The 18,422-nt window shown below is 70.2% G+C and carries 18 protein-coding genes; 12 read left to right on the top strand and 6 right to left on the bottom strand.

The window, feature by feature from the left end:
- Positions 1-2: 2 nt before the first annotated feature.
- The 6 genes from ABD830_RS34430 to ABD830_RS34405 form a co-directional block, all read right to left on the bottom strand.
- Positions 3-983, bottom strand: coding sequence for a WD40 repeat domain-containing protein (locus ABD830_RS34430; RefSeq protein ID WP_344997101.1), 981 nt, complete (start codon positions 981-983; stop codon positions 3-5).
- Entirely contained in the window at positions 980-4,066 is a 3,087-nt protein-coding gene (locus ABD830_RS34425; protein WP_344997098.1) for an NACHT and WD40 repeat domain-containing protein, read from the bottom strand. Before ABD830_RS34425 ends, ABD830_RS34430 begins: the two co-directional genes overlap by 4 nt.
- 198 nt (positions 4,067-4,264) lie before the next feature.
- Entirely contained in the window at positions 4,265-4,579 is a 315-nt protein-coding gene (locus tag ABD830_RS34420) for a hypothetical protein (protein ID WP_344997095.1), read from the bottom strand.
- Positions 4,580-4,984: 405 nt separating this feature from the next.
- Entirely contained in the window at positions 4,985-5,905 is a 921-nt protein-coding gene (locus tag ABD830_RS34415; protein WP_344997092.1) for a carbohydrate ABC transporter permease, read from the bottom strand.
- An 88-nt stretch (positions 5,906-5,993) separates the two neighbouring features.
- Positions 5,994-6,980 carry an ABC transporter permease gene (locus ABD830_RS34410; RefSeq protein WP_344997089.1) on the bottom strand — a complete coding sequence of 329 codons (987 nt, stop codon included), beginning with the start codon at positions 6,978-6,980 and terminating at the stop codon, positions 5,994-5,996.
- The gene (locus ABD830_RS34405) at positions 6,967-8,586 is read right to left on the bottom strand and encodes a type 2 periplasmic-binding domain-containing protein (protein ID WP_344997086.1); all 1,620 of its coding nucleotides are present in this window, start codon (positions 8,584-8,586) and stop codon (positions 6,967-6,969) included. The genes ABD830_RS34410 and ABD830_RS34405 overlap by 14 nt, the downstream gene beginning before the upstream one ends.
- Positions 8,587-8,754: 168 nt before the next feature.
- Here ABD830_RS34405 and ABD830_RS34400 point away from each other — a divergent pair, with 168 nt between their 5' ends.
- The 12 genes from ABD830_RS34400 (at position 8,755) to sigJ (ending at position 18,325) form a co-directional block, all read left to right on the top strand.
- Positions 8,755-9,954, top strand: a complete 1,200-nt coding sequence (locus ABD830_RS34400) for an ROK family protein (protein WP_344997083.1) — start codon at positions 8,755-8,757, stop codon at positions 9,952-9,954.
- A 104-nt stretch (positions 9,955-10,058) separates the two neighbouring features.
- On the top strand, positions 10,059-12,821 hold the full coding sequence (locus tag ABD830_RS34395) for a glycoside hydrolase family 3 C-terminal domain-containing protein (RefSeq protein ID WP_378520737.1): 2,763 nt from the start codon (positions 10,059-10,061) through the stop codon (positions 12,819-12,821).
- Positions 12,818-13,822: a LacI family DNA-binding transcriptional regulator gene (locus ABD830_RS34390; RefSeq protein ID WP_344997077.1), complete on the top strand. Its 1,005-nt coding sequence runs from the start codon at positions 12,818-12,820 to the stop codon at positions 13,820-13,822. The genes ABD830_RS34395 and ABD830_RS34390 overlap by 4 nt, the downstream gene beginning before the upstream one ends.
- 131 nt (positions 13,823-13,953) lie before the next feature.
- Positions 13,954-14,364, top strand: a complete 411-nt coding sequence (gvpJ, locus tag ABD830_RS54415) for a gas vesicle protein GvpJ (protein ID WP_425567224.1) — start codon at positions 13,954-13,956, stop codon at positions 14,362-14,364.
- A 5-nt stretch (positions 14,365-14,369) separates the two neighbouring features.
- A complete protein-coding gene (locus tag ABD830_RS34380) occupies positions 14,370-15,182 on the top strand; it encodes a GvpL/GvpF family gas vesicle protein (protein ID WP_344997074.1) in 813 nt (270 codons plus the stop codon).
- A gap of 3 nt (positions 15,183-15,185) precedes the next feature.
- Positions 15,186-15,416 (top strand): gas vesicle protein GvpG, encoded by a 231-nt coding sequence (locus ABD830_RS34375; RefSeq protein WP_344997071.1) that lies wholly within the window; start codon positions 15,186-15,188, stop codon positions 15,414-15,416.
- A gap of 4 nt (positions 15,417-15,420) precedes the next feature.
- A complete protein-coding gene (gvpO, locus tag ABD830_RS34370) occupies positions 15,421-15,756 on the top strand; it encodes a gas vesicle protein GvpO (RefSeq protein ID WP_344997068.1) in 336 nt (111 codons plus the stop codon).
- A gap of 1 nt (position 15,757) precedes the next feature.
- Entirely contained in the window at positions 15,758-16,075 is a 318-nt protein-coding gene (gvpJ, locus tag ABD830_RS34365) for a gas vesicle protein GvpJ (RefSeq protein WP_344997065.1), read from the top strand.
- Complete coding sequence (locus ABD830_RS34360) at positions 16,072-16,902, top strand: GvpL/GvpF family gas vesicle protein (RefSeq protein WP_344997062.1); 831 nt, start codon at positions 16,072-16,074, stop codon at positions 16,900-16,902. Before gvpJ (ABD830_RS34365) ends, ABD830_RS34360 begins: the two co-directional genes overlap by 4 nt.
- Positions 16,896-17,090 (top strand): gas vesicle protein GvpJ, encoded by a 195-nt coding sequence (gene gvpJ / locus ABD830_RS34355; protein WP_344997060.1) that lies wholly within the window; start codon positions 16,896-16,898, stop codon positions 17,088-17,090. The genes ABD830_RS34360 and gvpJ (ABD830_RS34355) overlap by 7 nt, the downstream gene beginning before the upstream one ends.
- Positions 17,087-17,368, top strand: a complete 282-nt coding sequence (locus tag ABD830_RS34350; RefSeq protein WP_344997057.1) for a gas vesicle protein K — start codon at positions 17,087-17,089, stop codon at positions 17,366-17,368. Before gvpJ (ABD830_RS34355) ends, ABD830_RS34350 begins: the two co-directional genes overlap by 4 nt.
- Positions 17,369-17,428: 60 nt before the next feature.
- Complete coding sequence (sigJ, locus tag ABD830_RS34345; protein ID WP_344997054.1) at positions 17,429-18,325, top strand: RNA polymerase sigma factor SigJ; 897 nt, start codon at positions 17,429-17,431, stop codon at positions 18,323-18,325.
- Positions 18,326-18,422: the final 97 nt, after the last annotated feature.

Below are 18,422 nucleotides of genomic sequence, written 5' to 3'. Positions count from 1 at the left end.
TCTCAGAGCGTCCAGAGAGAAGCGGTGCCGTCCTTGCAGCCGGTGGCCAGGTGGCGGCCGTCCGGGCCGAAGGCGAGCGTGGTGACGGCCTTGCGATGGACGGCGCCCTCGGCGAGGAGACTGGGGTGGTAGGGATCGGAGACATCCCAGAAGGCGACGCCGCCACGGGTGTCTCCGGTGGCGGCCAGCGGCTCGGACGGGTGGAAGTCGGTGCTGCGCCACACCCCTGGGCGGACGCGGTCGCGGGCCAGGTGCGCCACGGGTTCGCGGCGGCGAGGCTCGTGCAGATCCCACAGGCAGACCCCGCCGACCGTGCTGGCGGCCAGGAGCCTGCCGTCCGTGCTGTAGCGGAGCCAGCGAGCCCGGCCGTTGTTCGTCTCCAACGTCTGCGCCAGGCTCAGCCGGCCGCGCTCCGTGACCTGCCACACGAAGACCGCTCCGCGCCTGTCAGGGCAGGCCAGGAACGCCCCGTCGGGTGAGAACGCCAGCGCGTCCACGGTGGGCGCCTTGATCTTCGTCTCGGTGAGCTTCTGCGGCGAGGCAGGCTCTCCCAAGTCCCACATCCGCAGCCGCCCGCCCGCGTGGCCGGTCGCCAGCATGCCCGTGCCGGGGCGGAAGGCCAGCGCGAAGGCCGCGCTCACGTCTCCTGTGGCGAACGCCGTCGAGCGGTCGTACCACCTGTGCACGTAGAGCGACCGGATCGGACCGGAGCCCGGGTACTCCCACACCGACGCCACGCGCATCCTGCCGCCGTTGGTCGCCACCACCGGCTGTCCGGGGTGAAAGCCTGCCGTGGTCACCGACTGCGGTCCGGTGCCGGGCCGTACGGCGCCGCGGGCGACCGGACCGTCCCCCGCGCTCAGACCCCACAGGGTGGTCTGCCGGCCCGCGCCCACCAGCAGCAGGTCACCGGCGGCGTTGAAGACGACGACGCTGATCCGCCCGTGCTCACCGGGCAGGGCGCTGACGAGTCGAAGGTTCACCGGTCCTCCTCGAGGTCCCACAGGACGACGGTCTGGTCAAGGCTGCCTGTGGCCAGCCGGCGACCGTCCGGGGTGAAGGCCGCCGCGGTGGCGGTCCCCTGACCGCCGAGCGTCGCCACCCGTACCGGGTTGCGTGGGTCGGAGATGTCCCAGAGGATCGCGCACGACACCGACGTCCCGGTCAGGAGCAGGTGTCCCTGCGGGCTGAAGGCGGTGGTGAGAGCCGCGTCGTCGCTCGCCAGCCGCGTCTGACCGGTGATCCGCGCCAACTGGGTGGGGTTGTCGCCCAGCCCCCAGATGCTCACGGTCGCATCGCGCCCGGCGACCGCGAGCAACCGCCCGTCCGGGCTGAAGACCGCGGCGAACACCCACCCCGAACGACAGCGGAGGCGGTGGCGCACGGCCGGCTCCGACGGCTCTCGCACATCCCAGAGCAGCACGTTTCCATCTCTGCCGCCGGTCGCCAGCCACGTGCCGTCCATGCTGAACGCGACCGTGCGCACGGCCCTGCCGTGCCCGGTCAGCGTGGCCACGCGCGTCGGCGTGAACGGGTCCGAGAGGTCCCAGAGCCCGGCCGTCCTGTCCTGGCTGGCCGTCGCGAGCAGCGATCCGTCCGGGTGGAAGGCCAGACCGGCCACCGGCCGGCGGTGTCCCTTGAGCGAGGAGCCGCGGGTGGGCCTGCGCGGGTCGGAGATGTCCCAGAGCATGACCTGGCGGTCCCAGGATCCGGTCGCCAGGGTCCGCCCGTCCGGGCTGATCGCCACAGCGTCGATCCTCCGCACCTTGGTGGCGGCCATGCCGTGCCAGAATCGCGCGGCTTCGTCCCCCTCCGCCGTGTCCCACAGCACCGCTTCGGCGGCGCGGCTACCGGCGGCCAGGTGGCGTCCCTCCGGGGAGAAGGCCAGGCTGATCACGACGCCTCCGAGGCGTTCGGACCGGAAGACGGGCTCGGGATGCGGCAACCGGGAGAGCTGGAGCGCGTCGCCGCCGATCGCCTCCGCGCGGCCGGCGAAATGGTCGCGGATGATCCGGTGGGCGAACTGGTAGCCGCCACCGACGCGGTTCAGGATCAGGTGATCGGTCGCGTGGTCGAGGAAGGCGACCATGTCGGAGGGGATCAGCCGGTCGCCGCGCAGCCGCCGGACCAGCAGGCGATGACGCAGGTAGGAGTTGCCGCCGACACTGAACAGGCAGGCCAGGCCGGTGAGGAGTGCGGTCAGCCCGCCCAGTGGAAGGCCGGTGCCGGGCTCGAGGCCCTCGTAGCAGACCCCGCTCATGATCCCGGCCGCGAGACCGTGCAGCGCCCCGCGAACCAGGCCGCCCCTTCCGGCGGCCTGGATGCCCTTTCCCGGCACCTGCGGCCGCAACGCCGGTGACGCGTCGGCGGACATGGACAGTATCGCCAGCTCCGTCACCAGCGCCGCCGTGATCAGCGCCGTGACGAGGTCCACCCCCCAAGCCGTCCCCGTGCCGGTCCAGATCAGAAAGAGCGACGCCCGCCAGCGCTGGCGCCGCATGAACAGCTCGGTACTGATGTGGATCGGCTCGACCGGCTCGATCCCGCGCTGCGCCATGAAGATCAGCACCAGGTCCAGCGCGAGCAGCGCCCCGGTGATCGAACTGGCGTACGGCGGGCTCACGGTGACGGAGATCAGCCAGATGAGCAGCGCTCCCGCCAGGCCCAGGACCGCCGCCTCGAGCACCGGGAGCCCCAGTCGTAGCCACCTGGCCCCGCGCTGGTCGGGCAGCCAGTTGGGCTGCATCCAATCGGGATAGAAGTCGACCAGGTTGCGGTGGTGGAGCTCCCAGGCGATCCAGCTGAGCCAGCGATGCGAGTCATCCGGCTGGTAGGGCCGGTCTTCGGGCCGCCGCAGCGCCTCGACGGCCCCGCGGGGGCGTGCCAGCATGCGTTCGGCGTACGTGGCGACGATCGCGGCACGCCGTTCCTCGAGGTCTCCCGGCCCGGGGACGGATACGGGGCCGGGCCCGGCGGAGATCGCTGCGACGAGGGAGAGCATCAGCGGCGAGGAGACGATCTGCGCGAGCTGCGCATCCGAGCGAATGGCGGCCAGCACGCCGGCGAGCGCGTCACCACCCGCCTGGAGGAACTCCTCGATCTGGCTCGGTGCTAAAGGGTGAATGACCACGGCCCCCTTGAGCCGCAGCTTGCCGGTGAGCGACTCGTAGTCGGCGGTCCTGCTGCACACGGCCAGGGGGACCATGCCGTGATCTCTGTTGTACTGGTTGATCGCCTGCAGGCAGGCCTCGCGGTCTTCGGAGACCACCTCGTCGAGCCCGTCGAGCAGCACGGCGAAGCGATTTTCCGTCACCCACTTGGTCGCCGTCTCCGCCGGCATGCCGTACCGTTCGCGCAGTTCGTCGGCCAGCCACGTCGCCAGCGCGCCCTTCGCCGCCGTCCAGGTGGCGAGCTGGAAGTAGACCGGGATGCGGCAGTCGGCGTTCTCTTCGGCCTGCCGTAGCAGGTCGCTGAGGTAGGTCAGCAGCATCGCGGTCTTGCCGCTGCCCGGCTCGCCCAGCACCAGCAGGTGGCCGTTGAAGCCCATCGCGATCTCCAGCAGCGAGGCTGTACCCGGAAGCGGCTGGTCGGGCTGGTCGTACTCGCGGACCCAGGCGCCGAAGGGGTGGTCGACGGCGCTGTTACGCAGGGTGGCACCGAGGTCTAGCCAATGGGGCTGCGCACGCCGGACGTCCGCCAGGACGCCGTCCACCCAGTACGCGCGCACGACGGCCAGCAGTTGCGCCCGGATCTCCCGCTCCCTCGGGTCCGGAGCGGCGATGTGCTGCTGGATGAAGATCGCGCCGACGTTCTGCGCCGCCACGGACTGCTGCCCCGCGGCGACGATCGTCGGCCCGCCGCCCTGCGCCGTCACGGGTTGCCGCACCTCGGTGCCTGGCTGCGCAAATGCCTTCGGGTCCGCCTCGACGGCCGCCGCCTTCTGGGCCGCTCTGAGCGCGTTGATCTCTCCCAGCGCGACGGCGAGCTTGCCGGCGAAGACAGGATCGGCCGCGGCCTCGGCCGCCAACGCGGCCGTGGTGGGGGACCGGCCGAGACGATCGGTCACAATGACGTGCAACCGCTCCAGAGCCGCATCGAGCAACCGCGAGACGGGGGTGTTCGAGCGTCCCGGATTTCCGGTCGCCCATTCTTCTAGATAATGCACAACCAGATCGAGCTCGGACATCGATTCCTTCAGCCAGCTGTACACCTTATTCGCGGACCGAGCGTACGTTAACCGCTGACGACCGTTCCGCGGAAATGGCTAATTCGTGTTCAGGTGGTTGTGATCACCCGTGACGACGTTGCCGAAAATCGTCTGGGCGGCGACGGAACCCTCGCCGGATGCCTCGATCCTCGGCTGTCCCCCTGCCGGCGTCGTCGGCGGGGCTGCCGCCTGGCGACGCGCGATGATCACGCTGTAGATCGACACGGCCAGGCCCGCGACTCCGACGAACAGCCCGGCACTGCTGGCGATTTTGTCTGATTTGTCGAGACCGACGCTGAAGAAGAGCCAGACGCCGAAACCGACCAGAATTACCCCACTTATGCCCGCGCCCCAGCGCAAGATCCTGGCCATGCCGTCATTATCCCATATACCGAAGAAAACGCCTCGCTTAATCAACCGTCCAGAGCGTATTCGAGAAGGTCATTCATGTTCGCGTGGCGCCGCCTGTCGGGGTCGCCGGGCCGCGGCGATCGAAGGACTACACCGATGACGGATGCCCCAACCCCCACGCTCCCCCACCCGGACGTGCTACGGGAGATCGCGCGTCTGGGGCGCCGGTGCTGGCGGGCAAGCGAACCGGGGCTTGGGGTGGGCTCCAGCAGGCTTGCCCGGTGACCGGCCAACGGATGGGGACGGCGAGCGGGGTGGTACGGGGGTAGAAGGGGGCGTGAGCCCCCTGGAGAACGCGGTCCGGAGCCGACTCGCGCGAAGCGCCTCCCTGGCGGAGGCCCCGTGCTTTTCGGCCCCGGGACGGGCTCAGCCTTTGACCGCGCCGACTATGACGCCCTTGATGAAGTGGCGCTGGACGAACGGGTAGATGGCGGCGACCGGGATCATGGCCAGCACGAGGACCGCCATCCGGACGGAGGTGACCGGGACGGCGGCCAGGCCCAGGCTGCTGGCGTCCACCGTGCCCGAGGCGGTCTGCATGGGGGCGCCGTCCAGCACGTAGGTCCGCAGCACCAGCTGCAAGGGCCACTTGGCGCTGTCATTGAGGTAGAGCATGGCGTTGAAGAACGCGTTCCAGTACGACACCGCGTAGAACAGGCCGATCACCGCCAGCGCCGCCTTGGACAGCGGCAGCACGATCTTGCGGAAGATGAGGAAGTCGCTCGCTCCCTCGATCTTGGCGCTCTCGATCACCTCTCCGGGGATGCCCATGAAGAACGAGCGCAGCACGACCAGGTTGAAGGCCGAGATGGCGCCGGGAAGGATCAGCGACCAGTAACTGTCGATCAGGCCCAGGCTGTTGACCAGCAGGTATGAGGGGATGATGCCGGGTCCGAACAGGAAGGTCGCCAACACCGCGAACAGCAGTGGCCGATGCAGGAACGAGCCTGGACGCGACAACCCGTAGGCGGCCATGGCGGTAACGCTCAGGCTGATGGCCGTGCCGACGGCGGTGACGCCGATGCTGACGAGGAGCGCCTTGACCACCACGCCGCCACCGAGCACCTCGGCGTAGGCCTGGAAGCTGAACCCGTCGGGGATCATCACGAGGCCGCCCGCCTCGTTGATGGCCTTCCCGGAGGAGATGCTCGTCAGCACCACGACGTAGATCGGGAAGACGACGACGAGCACCATGATGACGAGGCCGACCGCCTTGGTGAGCTTGCCGGCGATGGACGGCTCGTCGTCCCAGGTGGGCCGGAGCCGCGAGCGTGTGATGGTCGTCATGAGACGGCCTCCGGAGTGAGCATCGCAGGGAGCGCCAGCGGACGAGGAGCGGAGCGCAGGAGGCCGTCGGGAAAATTGGGAAATACTGTCATGAGCGCTGATAGATTCCCTGTTCGCCGAGCCGGTGTGCGATCTTGTTGGAGATCAGGATGAGGGTCAGGCCGATCACGCCCTTGAAGAGGCTGGCCGCCGCCCCGATGCTGTAGTCGGCGGTCTGCAGGCCGAGCCAGTAGACGTAGGTGTCGATCACCTCGGCCGCGTCGGCGCCCACAGCGGACCGCTGGATCAGGAACTGTTCGAACCCGACGTTGAGCGCGTCGCCCAACCGCAGGATCAGCAGCAGGATGATGACCGGCCGGAGGCCGGGCAGCGTGATGTGCCACATCCGCCGCCACCTGGACGCTCCGTCGACCGCCGACGCCTCGTACAGGTTCGGGTCGATCGTGCTGAGTGCGGCCAGGAAGATGATCATGCCCCAGCCGGCGTCCTTCCACACCGACTGCGCCGTCACCAGGAGGAGGAACGTCTTGGGCTGGGTGGCCAGGTCGAAGCCCTCGAACCCGTGCTTGTCGAGCTCCTGCGCGAGCAGCCCCGCCCCGCCCAGCATGTCCTGGAACACCGTGACCACCAGCACCCAGGAGAAGAAGTGCGGCAGGTACACGACGTTCTGGATGAGCGCCCGCAACCGTGGCCGCAGCACGCTGTTGAGCAGGATCGCCAGCGCGATCGGCACGGGGAAGTAGAAGACGAGCTGGAACGCGGTGATCGTGAGGGTGTTGCGCGCGGCGTGCCAGAAGGCCGGATCGCCGAGCAGGTAGACGAAGTTGCCGAACCCGACCCACGGGCTGCCCAGGATCCCGTCCACCGTCGAGTAGTCCTGGAACGCGATGACGTTCCCCAGCGTGGGGACATAGTGGAACACCAGGAGCAGCGCGAGGGCCGGAAGCGTCAGGAGCAGCAGTTGCCAGTCCCGCCGCAGCCTGGTGCGCAGGGCCCCGGCTTTCCGCCTCCCGCGTGTGGTGGCCGCGGCGGGAACGGCGGTGTCCACAGCTGTCTGGCCGCTAGATGCGGCCATTGTCCTTCAGCACCTTCGTGTAGAACGTCCGGGCCTCCTCGCCGCCCGCGTCCCGCCACTGCTGCACGACGGTCGACAGGTCGGACAGGGGGCGGCGGCCCTTGACGATGTCGAGGACCTTGTCCTCCAGCGGCTGCTGCGCGGCGGCCATCCGCGACGGGTCCTGGGTGCGCAGGCCCTTGAACGGGTAGTCCTCCACGCTTTGGGACCAGACGTCGAGGTAGTCTCCGTACGTCTTGATGTAGTCGGGCGTGTAGGGAGCCATGGGCTCGACCTGGTTGGCCAGGAAGAAGTAGGTGGCCGGCTGCGCCTCCTGCTGGCCCTTCTTGGTGTAGACGGGGAAGCCGTTGGCGTCCTTGTCCTTCCAGTCCGTGCCTTCCACGCCGTACTTCCAGGTGTGGTACTCCTGCGTGCCGATGGGCGCGGCCAGCCAGTTCAGTATGCGGAGGAGCTCCTCGACCTTCTCCTTGGGCAGGTCCTTCTTCAGGAAGACGAACATCCAGGCCGGGTCGGAGTACCACCCGTAGGGCTTGCCGCCGTCGGCGGTCCAGTTGTGGGGCTGCATGTTGAAGGCGGGGTTGACCGGCGCCTGGCGGCTGATGGCCTCGTGCCAGGCGCCGGTCCCGTCATCGAAGATCAGTGCCTGGCCACCCTCGAACAGCTCCTTGCTCGGGTCGTTGGCCGATCCCGCCGCGACCACCCTGGGGTGGACCAGCTCCGCCTCGAACAGCTTGCGCATGAAGGCGACGGCGTCGGCGTACTCCTTCGTCTCGTACTTGTGCTCGAGCTTGCCGTTCGCCAACCGCCACTTCGACGGCACCCGGAAGGCCCGCTCGATCTCCTGGTGGAGCGTGGCGAACGCCCAGCGCTTCTTGGACTTGTCGGTGAGCTGCTTGCCCAGCTCGAACAGCTCGTCGGCGTTGTTCCAGAGCTTGGCGCCGAGCGTGTCGAAGATGTCCTTGCGGTAGTACGTCATGCGGGCCGGGCCCTGGCCCGGGTGTGGGACGGACATGAGCTTGCCGTTCCACACGCCGAACGCCCAGGCCTCCTCGGAGATCGCGGCGAGCATCGGGTACTGCGCCGATTTGTCGCCGGACAGGTAGGGGCCGAGGTCGAGGAAGAGCTTGTCCGCCTGGCGGTTGAAGTCGCCGAGCTTCTGGAGGACGAAGGCGGGGATGGCGGTGAGGTCACCGACGTTGCCCGCCGCGAGGATTGGCGCGATCTTGTCCGCGAAGCTGTTGCCGTCGATGATCTGGAACTTGACCGTGGCCCCGAGCGACTTGTTGACCAGGTCGTAGTAGGGGTTCGGACTTGGCGGCGGCGGCCCCCAGAGCGGGGTGATCGCCGTATAGCTCCCGCCGGCTCCGGGGGTTTGCGGGACGGCCTTGACCAGGTTCTTCGGGTAGGTATTGAAGCCGATCGCGATCGGCGTGTTCACGTCGGGGGTGACGCCCTTGTAGGGGATGTGCTTGGGCAGCAGCTGGGCCAGCTTGTCGACGGCCTCGGCCTTCCCAGTGCCCTTGCGGGCCACGGGCTGGCTGCAGGCGGCGGACATCAGCGTCACGCCGGCCAGGGTGAGGAATCCGCGCCGAGTTGTGGAACTCACGGCGTGCTCCCTTCCGGGGTGGGGGGACTCCGAGCTAGAGTTAGTTCGTCTATCAATCAAACAAATTAACGGAGGGTGACCCGCCGCCACAAGGGATCGCGCCCGATTGGTGGCCGGGCCCGCGATGCGGCATCCTATGGTCACGCCAGAGCGGGGAACGGGGCTGATTTGATCACTTCTTCCACCAACCCACGGCCGGCGGACTTCGCCGACGTCCGGGCCACCAACCTCGCGGTGGTGCTGCGCTTCGTGCGCGAGCACGCGCCCTGCTCCCGGGCGGACATCGCCGCCTCCACCGGACTCAACAAGGCGACCGTCTCCAGCCTGGTGGCCGACCTGATCGACCGGCGGCTGGTGCGCGAGATCGGGCTGACGGAGAACCGGGTCGGGCGTCCTGCGACGATGCTGGTCCTGGACGGCTCGCCGTACGCGGCGATCGGGATGGAGATCAACGTCGGCTACATCACGGCCGTGGCCGTCGACCTGGCGGGGGAGCGGCTGCTGTCATGGCGGCGTTCCTTCGACTCGGCGGAGCCCGCCGGGCAGGGGGTGGCCACGGTGGCGGCCGTCGTGCGCCGGGTGGTCAACCGGATGGCCAAGCAGGAGCGGCAGGTGCTCGGGCTGAGCGTGGCCGTGCCTGGGCTGGTCGACACGGCCGGAAGTGTCCGGTTCGCGCCCAACCTGGGCTGGCGTGACGCGGACCTGAGCGGCGACCTGGCCAAGGCGCTGCGCGACCCCGGCTTCACCATCCAGGTGGACAACGACGCCAACCTCGCCGCCCTGGCCGAGCAGCGCTTCGGCGCCCACTCCGGCGCCTCCGACCTGATCTACCTCACCGGCGAGATCGGCGTGGGCGCGGGCATCATCCTCGACGGGCGGCTGCGCCGTGGGCGCCTCGGGTTCAGCGGCGAGATCGGCCACGTCCAGCTCGACCCCGACGGCCCCGAGTGCCACTGCGGGCGCCGCGGCTGCCTGGAGGTCATGGCGGGGTTGGGCGCCGTGCTGGGCAGGGACCCGTCGCCGGCCGAGATCCAGGTGGAGATCGAGGAGTCCGTACGGCTGGCCCGCGCCGGCGACCCCGCCACCCTGGCGACGCTGGAGTCGGTGGGCCGCAGTCTCGGCCAAGGAGTGTCCATCCTGGCGAACCTGCTCAATCCCGAGGTGGTGATCCTCGGCGGCTACTACGTCCCGCTGACGCCGTGGCTCCTGCCCGCCGTCCAGGACGAAATGGCCGACCGCGTGATCGCCGCGGAGGCCGGCGGCTGCCAGGTGGTGGCCTCGACGCTGGGCCATGACGCGGCGGCGCTCGGCGGCGCAGCGAGAGTGCTGGACTCCATAGATTCAGGAAGATTGCCCCGAGTCCCTTGACCTGGGTCACGGGGGCGGGCACTCTTCAGTAAATCCACCGAAATGTCCGCGTAACTTCCCGAGGCCGGTCGTCGAAGCGCTTCGACACTCTCAGAGGGATGACCATGCAAGAACCCTTCCGCGACCCCGCTGTTCCGATTCCCGACCGGATCGACGACCTGGTGTGCCGGCTGACCCTCGAGGAGAAGGTGGGTCTGCTGCACCAGTACCAGGCCCCGGTCGAGCGGCTGGGCGTAGGGGCGTTCCGCACGGGCACCGAGGCGCTGCACGGGCTGGCCTGGCTCGGCACGGCCACCGTCTTCCCCCAGGCCGTCGGGCTCGCCTCGACGTGGGACCCCGACCTCGTGCGCAGGGTGGGCGAGGCGACCAGTGACGAGGTGCTGGCCTTCCACCACAAGGACCCGGCGGGCGCGGGCCGCAACGTGTGGGCCCCCGTGGTGAACCCGCTGCGCGACCCCCGCTGGGGGCGGAACGAGGAGGGTTACTCCGAGGATCCGTGGTTGACCGGGGTCATGGCCGCGGCCTATGCGCGCGGACTCAGTGGGAGCGCTCCCGAAATTCTGAAGACCGCCCCGACGCTCAAGCACTTCCTCGCCTACAACAACGAGACCGACCGCTGCACGACCTCCAGCAACCTGCCGCCGAGGGTGCTGCACGAGTACGAGCTGCCCGCCTTCAGGCCGGCCATCGAGCAGGGCGTGGCCGTGGCGGTCATGCCGTCGTACAACCTGGTCAACGGCCGCCCGGCGCACCTCAGCCCGCTGATCGGGCAGGTGCTGCGGGCGTGGGCGCCCGACGACCTGCTGGTGGTCAGCGACGCGTACGCGCCGGGCAACCTCACCGCGCTCCAGGGCTATCACGACACGCTGCCCGAGGCGTACGCGCACGCGATCAAGGCGGGGCTCGACAGCTTCACCCAGGACGACGACCGCTCCGAGGTCACGCTCGGCCACCTGCGCGAGGCGCTCGCGAAGGGCCTGATGAGCGAGGAGGACGTGGACGGCGCCGTCCGTCACGCGCTGTCGATCAGGTTCCGGCTGGGGGAGTTCGACCCGGGGACGCCGTACGACGACGTCAACGGGAACGTGGTCAACTGCCCCGAGCACCAGGCGCTGGCCGGGGAGGCGGCGCGGCGCTCGTTCGTGCTGCTGAAGAACGACGGGGTGCTGCCGCTCGACGGCGTGACGAAGATCGCGGTGATCGGGCAGCTCGGCGACGCGCTCATGGAGGACTGGTACAGCGGCACCCTCCCGTACGCGGTCACCGCCCGCCAGGGGCTGGGCGAGCGGTGCGAGACCGTCTTCTGCGAGGCCGTGGACCGGGTGACGCTGTCGTCGGAGTCCGGGCCCGTGGCCGCCGACCCCGCGGGCGGGCCGCTGAGCGTGGGGGCCGCCGAGGCGGGCACGTTCGACCTGTTCGACTGGGGCGGCGGGGCCTACGCGCTACGAGCCGTGGCGACCGGCCGGTTCGTGTCGGTGGACGGTGTCACGCTGGTGAACGACCAGCCGGGGCCGAACGGGTGGGAGGTGCGCCAGACGTTCAGGATGGAAGAGCGGCCGCGCGGCACGCTCGCCCTGCGCCACATCTCGACCGGCTGCTACGTCGGCGCGGGCGACGACGGCGTGCTGCGCCTGGTTGATGACGCCGACCAGGCGGTCTGGCTGGCCATGGAGGTGGTCAGGAGCGGCACCGAGCAGGCCGCCCGCCTGGCCGCCGCGGCCGACGTCGCGGTCGTGGTGGTCGGCGACCACCCGCTCGTGAACGGACGCGAGACCGAGGACCGCATGACGCTGGCCCTCGCCCCCGCCCAGGACGCCGTGGTGCGGGCCGCCCGCAAGGCGAACCCGCGCACCGTCATGGTCATCACCAGCGGCTACCCGCTGACCTGGACCGACGACGAGATCCCGGCCGTGCTCTGGTCGGCGCACGGCGGTCAGGAGTACGGCCACGCGCTGGCCGAGGTGCTCTTCGGCGACGCCGACCCGGAGGGCCGCCTCACCCAGACGTGGTACCGCTCGGAGCAGGAGCTGCCCGACCTGCTCGACTACGACATCATCGCCTCCGACGCCACGTACCTGTACTTCCGCGGCGTCCCGCTCCACCCGTTCGGCCACGGACTCAGCTACACCACCTTCGACTACGCGGACCTGCGCGTACACGTGGAAGGCGACGTGGTCAGAGCCGAGGCCACCGTGACGAACACCGGCACCAGGCCCGGCGTCGAGGTCGTCCAGTTCTACACCCACCAGCAGCGCTCCCGCGTCAAGCAGCCGCTGCGCCGCCTGCGCGGCTTCGAGAAGGTACGCCTCGCGCCCGGCGAGAGCCGCGCCGTCACGCTGACGCTGCCCGTCTCCGAGCTGGCCTTCTGGGACGTGACCAGGGGCGGGTTCGTCGTGGAGAGCGCGCCGCACCAGCTCATGGTCGGCCGCAGCGCCACCGACCTGCGCCTGAGCGCCCGCTTCGAGGTCGACGGCGAGACCGTCCCGCCCCAGTCGGGGCTGCTGCGCGCCGCCGCCCACGACGAGTACGACGCGATCACGTTCGTGGACGAGACCAAGGTGGACGGTGACGCCGTCAGGTCCGACGCGGAGGGCGCGTGGATCCTGTTCCGGCAGGTGGACCTCGGCGCCGCCACGACCTGCGTGGCGACGGCGGGCAGCACGGAGGGCGGCGTGATCACCGTCCGCCGCGGCGACCCCCTCTACGGTCAGGCCCTCGCCACGTTCCCGGTACCCAGGACCGACCGCTACGGCTATCACGCCATCACGGCCTCGCTCCCGGAGGTGGACGGGGTGCACGATCTGTATGTGGTGTTCGAGAACGACGGCGTGACACTGGCCCAGCTCGACTTCGGAGCCGGGGCTTGAGCGGGCGCACGGTCACGATCGCCCAGGTCGCCAAGCACGCGGGCGTGGCCGTCAGCACGGTCTCCTACGTGCTCAGCGGCAAGCGGACGATCTCGGCCGACACCAGGCGGCGGGTGCTCGAGAGCATCAGCACGCTCGGCTACCACCCCAACGCCGGTGCCCGTGCCCTGGCCAGCAAGCGCTCCAACGTGATCGCGCTGGTGCTGCCGCTGCGGGCGGGCATGCACGTGCCCGTCCTGATGCGCTTCGCCAGCGCCGTGGTCACGGCCGCGCGCCGCTTCGACCACGACGTGCTGCTGCTGACCGCCGACGAGGGCACCGCCGGCATCCGGCGGGTGGCCGCGAGCGCGATGGTGGACGCGCTGGTGCTCATGGACGTCGAGCTGGACGACCGCCGGGTCCCGCTGCTGCGCGAGCTGCCCGAACCGAGCGTGCTCATCGGCTTCCCCGCCGAGCCGGCCGGGCTGACGTGCGTGGACCTCGACTTCGCCGCCGCGGGCGCGCGGTGCGTGGAGCACCTGGCCGAACGCGGTCATGAGGAGATCGCGCTGCTCGGGGCACCGTCGGTGGTGTACGAGCGGGGGACGGGGTTCGCCCGGCGGACGCGCGAGGGGTTCGTGGAGGCGGTGGAGGCCCACGGGCTCAAGGGCGTCGCGCTGCCGTGCGAGGAGACGTTCGACGAGGTCTACGAGACCGTGCGCGACCTGCTCCTCGACCATCCCGGCCTGTCCGCGCTGGTGGTGCACAACGAGGCGGCGGTCGGCCACGTGCTGGCCGCGCTGCGCCAGCTCGACCGGAGGGTGCCGCACGACGTGGCGGTGGTCGCGATCTGCCCCGACGACGTGGCCGAGCGCGCCGGCCCGCCCCTCACCTCGGTGCTGATCCCCGCGGAGGAAGTGGGCCGCGAGGCGGTCCGCCTGGTCATGGAGAAGCTGGAGGGCCGCGTGGTGCCCGACTCCACCCTGCTCACTCCCCTCCTCGCGGTCCGCGCCAGCACCTGACGCGAACCTCCCCTTCGCCTAAAGGTTGCACACCGTAGCGAGTCGACTACGTCAAGCCCTATCCGTTTTTGGGTTCTATGTGGTTCGGTGTCGCTTTTGGGGGCAGGCTGGCGAGGGCAAGGGGAGGGATGATGACTACGTCTGTGCAACCGGCGGCGACCGGCCAGATGGCCGGACGTCCGTCTCCGACGGGCCTGGCCGACGTCATCGACACGATTCTCGACAAGGGTCTCGTGATCGACGCCTACGTCAGGGTCTCGCTCGTCGGCATCGAGGTCCTCACGATCGACGCGCGCGTCGTCGTGGCCAGCGTCGACACGTACCTGCGGTTCGCGGAGGCCGCGAACCGGCTCGACATGGCCGAGACCGGCGAGCAGGGACTGCCCGAGGTCCTGGAGACCACGAAGGGCGCTCCCAGCGTGGACCGAACCAAGAAGGTGGTCCAGGGGGTCCTGGAGGCGGCGGACGAGAAGCTGACCGACATCGTCGAGAGCCACGGCATGAAGAAGAAGGCCCCTCGCCGGCGCGAAGAGGAAGAGTGAGGCAGATGGGACGATCCACCAAGGTTTCCGGCGGCTCCGTACCCAAGCAGGCCGCGCAGCGGCAGCAGAACATCGCGTCATACCTCTACGGGGTCGTGCCCGCGGACCTGAAGCTCGCCTCGGACGATCGCGGGCTCGGTGACCCGCCAGGCGAGGTCCAGCTCGTACGGCACGGCGAGGTCGCCGCCCTCGTGAGCGACGTGAACGTGGACCAGCCCCTGGGCCGGCCGGGCGACCTGCTGGCCTACGAGCGGCTGCTCGACTCCGTCGCCGCCAAGGGGCCCGTGCTGCCGTTCCGGTTCGGCGCGGTGCTGGCGAGCCCGGAGGCGATCGTGGAGGAGCTGCTCACGCCGTTCCACGACGAGTTCCTGGGAGCGCTGCAGGATCTCGAGGGGCAGGCCGAGTACATCGTCAAGGGCCGTTACGTGGAGTCCGCGCTGATGAGGGAGATCCTGGCGGAGAACCCGGAGGCCGCCGGCCTGCGCGAGGCCATCCGCGGCCAGGCGGAGGACGTGACCAGGAACGAGCGGATCAGGCTCGGGGAGCTCATCGCGGCCGCGATCGAGGCCAAGCGCGACCTGGACACCCGCACGCTGCTCGACGCGCTCTCCTCGCACTACTCGACGGCGATGATACGCCCGCCGTCGCACGAGCAGGACGCCGTACACGTGGCCATGCTCGCCAGGACCGGCGGGCAGCGGGCGCTCGAGAAGGCGCTCGGCGAGCTCGGCGAGACCTGGGACGGACGGGTGAGCCTCCGGCTGCTCGGACCGCTCGCGCCCTACGACTTCGTGATCGCGCAGGAGCCGGGGGTATGAGTCATGGGACTGCTTGGGCTGATCTTCGGGCTGCCGTTCGCGCCCTTCCGCGGGCTGCTCTGGCTCGCCGAGCTGTTCCAGGAGCAGGTCGACATGGAGACCAGGAACCCCGCCTCGGTCAGGCGGCACCTGGAGGAGATCGAGGCGGCCAGGGAGGCCGGGGAGATCACCGAGGAAGAGGAGAGCCAGGCGGTCGAGCGGGTTCTCCAGCTCATGGCCGCGGGGCGGAGGTAATCGCATGATCGAGAAGCGCCCCACGTCCACCCGGCCGCGTGAGGCCCGTGAAGTCCGTGAGCCAAGGCGGAGGGGGTTGACCGCCGCGACCGCCGGTGAGGCAGGGCTCCAACATATCGCCGATCTCACTACGAAGCAGATCGAGGGCGTCACGGCCGTCGAACCGGTAGAGGGCGGTTGGAAGGTCGGCGTGGAGGTCGTCGAAGACCGCCGCATCCCCTCATCGGGCGACATCCTCGCCCTTTATCAGACCGAGATGGACACGGAGGGGAACTTGCTGTCATATCGGAGGCTACGGCGGTACCGGCGCTCCAACGCCGACACCGGTGAGGCGTTGTGACGTGGACAGGGCAGGAACGGCCACCCCTGTGGTGCGCCAGCCGTACGGGGGCACGAGCCGCGAGCCGGCCAATCTCGGGGACATCCTGGAGCGCGTGCTCGACAGAGGTGTAGTGATCGCCGGAGACATCCGGGTGAACCTGCTGGACATCGAGCTGCTCACGATCAAGCTGCGCCTGCTGATCGCCTCGGTGGACACGGCCAGGGAACTCGGCATCGACTGGTGGCAGCACGATCCGTGGTTGTCCGGGCGCGACCGCGAGCTGATCGAGGAGAACCGCCGCCTGCGCCGCCAGCTCGCCGCCAGGGGCGAGGAATGACCGGCACCGGCACGTACGTGTACGCGGTCGCCCGCTCTGCCGTCGAGTGCCCATGTGAGGGCGTCGCGCCCGTGCGCACGATCGCCGGGGCCGGCCTGGTGGCCTACGTGAGCACGGTGCCGCTGGGCGAGTTCGGAGAGGGACCCCTGCGCCGTTCCCTGGAGGACCTGGACTGGCTGGCGGTGACGGCCCGCGCCCACCACCGCGTGGTGGAGGCCGTGGCGGCCGCCACCCCGACGGCGCCGGTCCGGCTCGTCACCGTGTACGCGGACGACGCGCAGGTGCGGGACCTGCTGGAACGGCGCAGGGACGACTTCCTGGAGGTGCTCTCGCACGTCACGGGGAGGAGGGAGTGGGGCGTCAAGGCGTACGTCAGCCCGAGCGCGTCTTCGTCGTCTCCGGCGATCGGGGACGGCCACCGGGGGACCGGGAGCGGCGATCCAAGAGCCGGGGACGGCGATCCAAGGGCCGGGGACGGCGATCCAAGGGCCGGGGACGGCGTCCGGAAGCCCGGGACCGCGTATCTCCAGCGCCGCCAGGCGAGCCTGCGCGGCCGGGAGCGGCTCCGCCGGCAGATCGCCGGCCGCGCCGAGCACATTCACGCCGCCCTGTCGTCGCTCGCCGTCGCGAGCTGCCGCCACCGCGCCCAGGACCCTCAGCTCTCCGGCCGGAACGAGGCGATGCTGCTGAACGGCGCCTACCTCGTGGACGAGGGTCGCGACGAGGAGTTCGCCGCGACGGTCGGCAGCCTCGGCGGGGACGGCGTGGAGGTGCGTCTCACCGGCCCCTGGGCTCCGTACTCCTTCACGGTGATGGAGGCGTGTTGAGACGTGACGTGGTGGCCGACGACCGGATCCCGCCCGAACGCGTGGCCCTCGTGGACCTCCTCGACCGGCTGCTGGAGGGCGGCGTCGTCCTGACCGGCGACCTCGTCCTGTCGATCGCGGACGTGGACCTCGTACGCATCTCCCTCCGTACGATCATCGTGTCGATCGAGGGGGATGAGGCCGCGTGAGCGTCGACCGTCCCAGCCTGCGCATAGCCGCCGACTCGGAGACGATCGAGCGCGACCTGAGCCGCCTCGTGCTCACGCTGGTCGAGCTGATCCGCCAGCTCGTGGAGCGCCAGTGCGTACGGCGTATGGAGCAGGGGAGCCTGTCGGACGAGCAGATCGAGGCGCTCGGGGTGACCTTGATGCGCCTGGAGGAGGCGATGACCGACCTCTGCGACCGGTTCGACCTGGCGCCCGAGGACCTCAACCTGGACCTGGGCCCCCTCGGCACCCTCCTCTAGCGGCCCCGTGCGCCGGTGCCGCGAACCAGGGCGGAACGGCGTCTGGTTAGCATCGATCGGATGGACGGCCATGGGGCGGACGCGGGATCGGTGGAGGTGTTCGAGGGGCAGCGGGTGCGGCTGTTCGGGCTGGCGTACCGGCTGCTCGGCTCCGCCTCCGAGGCCGAGGACATGGTGCAGGAGACGTACCTGCGGTGGAGCCGGGCCTCCTGGCCCGTCGAGGTGCCCGCCGCGTGGCTGACCAAGGTGATCACCAACCTCTGTCTCAACCAGCTCGCCTCCGCGCGGCGGCAGCGGGAGAGTTACGCGGGGCCGTGGCTGCCGGAGCCGGTGCTCACCGCTGACGGCGCGCTCGGTCCGCTGGAGACCGTCGAGCAGCGCGAATCCGTGTCGCTGGGCGTGCTGATCCTGCTGGAACGGCTGACGCCGACGGAGCGGGCGGTGTTCGTGCTGCGGGAGGCGTTCGGGCACAGCCACGCGGAGATCGGCGACATCCTGGACATCGACGAGGCCCACTCCCGGCAGCTCCACCGGCGGGCCAGGGCGCACGTGGGGGAGCCGCGCAAGCGGTTCGAGAGCGACCGGGAGCAGCACCGCCGCATCGTGCAGAGTTTCCTGGAGGCGACCGTGACCGGGGACGTCGCCGCCCTGGAGCGGCTGCTCGCCGCGGACGTGGTCGCCTGGGCGGACGGTGGCGGCGCGACCGCGGCACGCCGGCCCGTACTCGGACCGGCCAAGGTGATCCGTTACCTGCGCGGGCTGCCCTCGCGGCCGGAGGCGGCCGGGGTGCGGGCCGAGATCCTGGACGTCAACGGGGAGCCCGCGGTGCTGGTTCGGCAGCCGGACGGTGACGTGCTGGCGATCATGGCTCTCGAGATCGCCGGGGACCGCGTCGTCGCGATCCGGACCATGGTCAGCCCGGCCAAACTCGCCTTCGCCGCCGTCCAGCTCGCCTGATCCCGCTGCCCGGGTTGGGCGGTGTGAGCGCGATCACAGGGCGGTCGTGTCACGGACGGGCGGGCTCGCCGGTTCAAGTGGGGACTTCGGACTCTGG

The organism is Nonomuraea helvata (assembly GCF_039535785.1).
Classification (GTDB): domain Bacteria; phylum Actinomycetota; class Actinomycetes; order Streptosporangiales; family Streptosporangiaceae; genus Nonomuraea; species Nonomuraea helvata.
Note: the sequence above shows the minus strand (reverse complement) of the source record. Positions and strands in the feature narration are given on the sequence as shown.

Bases quoted from the DNA above. Each gene is read 5' to 3' on its own strand.
- ABD830_RS34420 (WP_344997095.1), bottom strand. From the start codon at position 4,579: ATGGCCAGGATCTTGCGCTGGGGCGCGGGCATAAGTGGGGTAATTCTG.
- ABD830_RS34415 (WP_344997092.1), bottom strand. From the start codon at position 5,905: ATGACGACCATCACACGCTCGCGGCTCCGGCCCACCTGGGACGACGAG.
- ABD830_RS34410 (WP_344997089.1), bottom strand. From the start codon at position 6,980: ATGGCCGCATCTAGCGGCCAGACAGCTGTGGACACCGCCGTTCCCGCC.
- ABD830_RS34395 (WP_378520737.1), top strand. From the start codon at position 10,059: ATGCAAGAACCCTTCCGCGACCCCGCTGTTCCGATTCCCGACCGGATC.
- gvpJ (WP_425567224.1), top strand. From the start codon at position 13,954: ATGACTACGTCTGTGCAACCGGCGGCGACCGGCCAGATGGCCGGACGT.
- ABD830_RS34380 (WP_344997074.1), top strand. From the start codon at position 14,370: ATGGGACGATCCACCAAGGTTTCCGGCGGCTCCGTACCCAAGCAGGCC.
- ABD830_RS34375 (WP_344997071.1), top strand. From the start codon at position 15,186: ATGGGACTGCTTGGGCTGATCTTCGGGCTGCCGTTCGCGCCCTTCCGC.
- gvpO (WP_344997068.1), top strand. From the start codon at position 15,421: ATGATCGAGAAGCGCCCCACGTCCACCCGGCCGCGTGAGGCCCGTGAA.
- ABD830_RS34360 (WP_344997062.1), top strand. From the start codon at position 16,072: ATGACCGGCACCGGCACGTACGTGTACGCGGTCGCCCGCTCTGCCGTC.
- sigJ (WP_344997054.1), top strand. From the start codon at position 17,429: ATGGACGGCCATGGGGCGGACGCGGGATCGGTGGAGGTGTTCGAGGGG.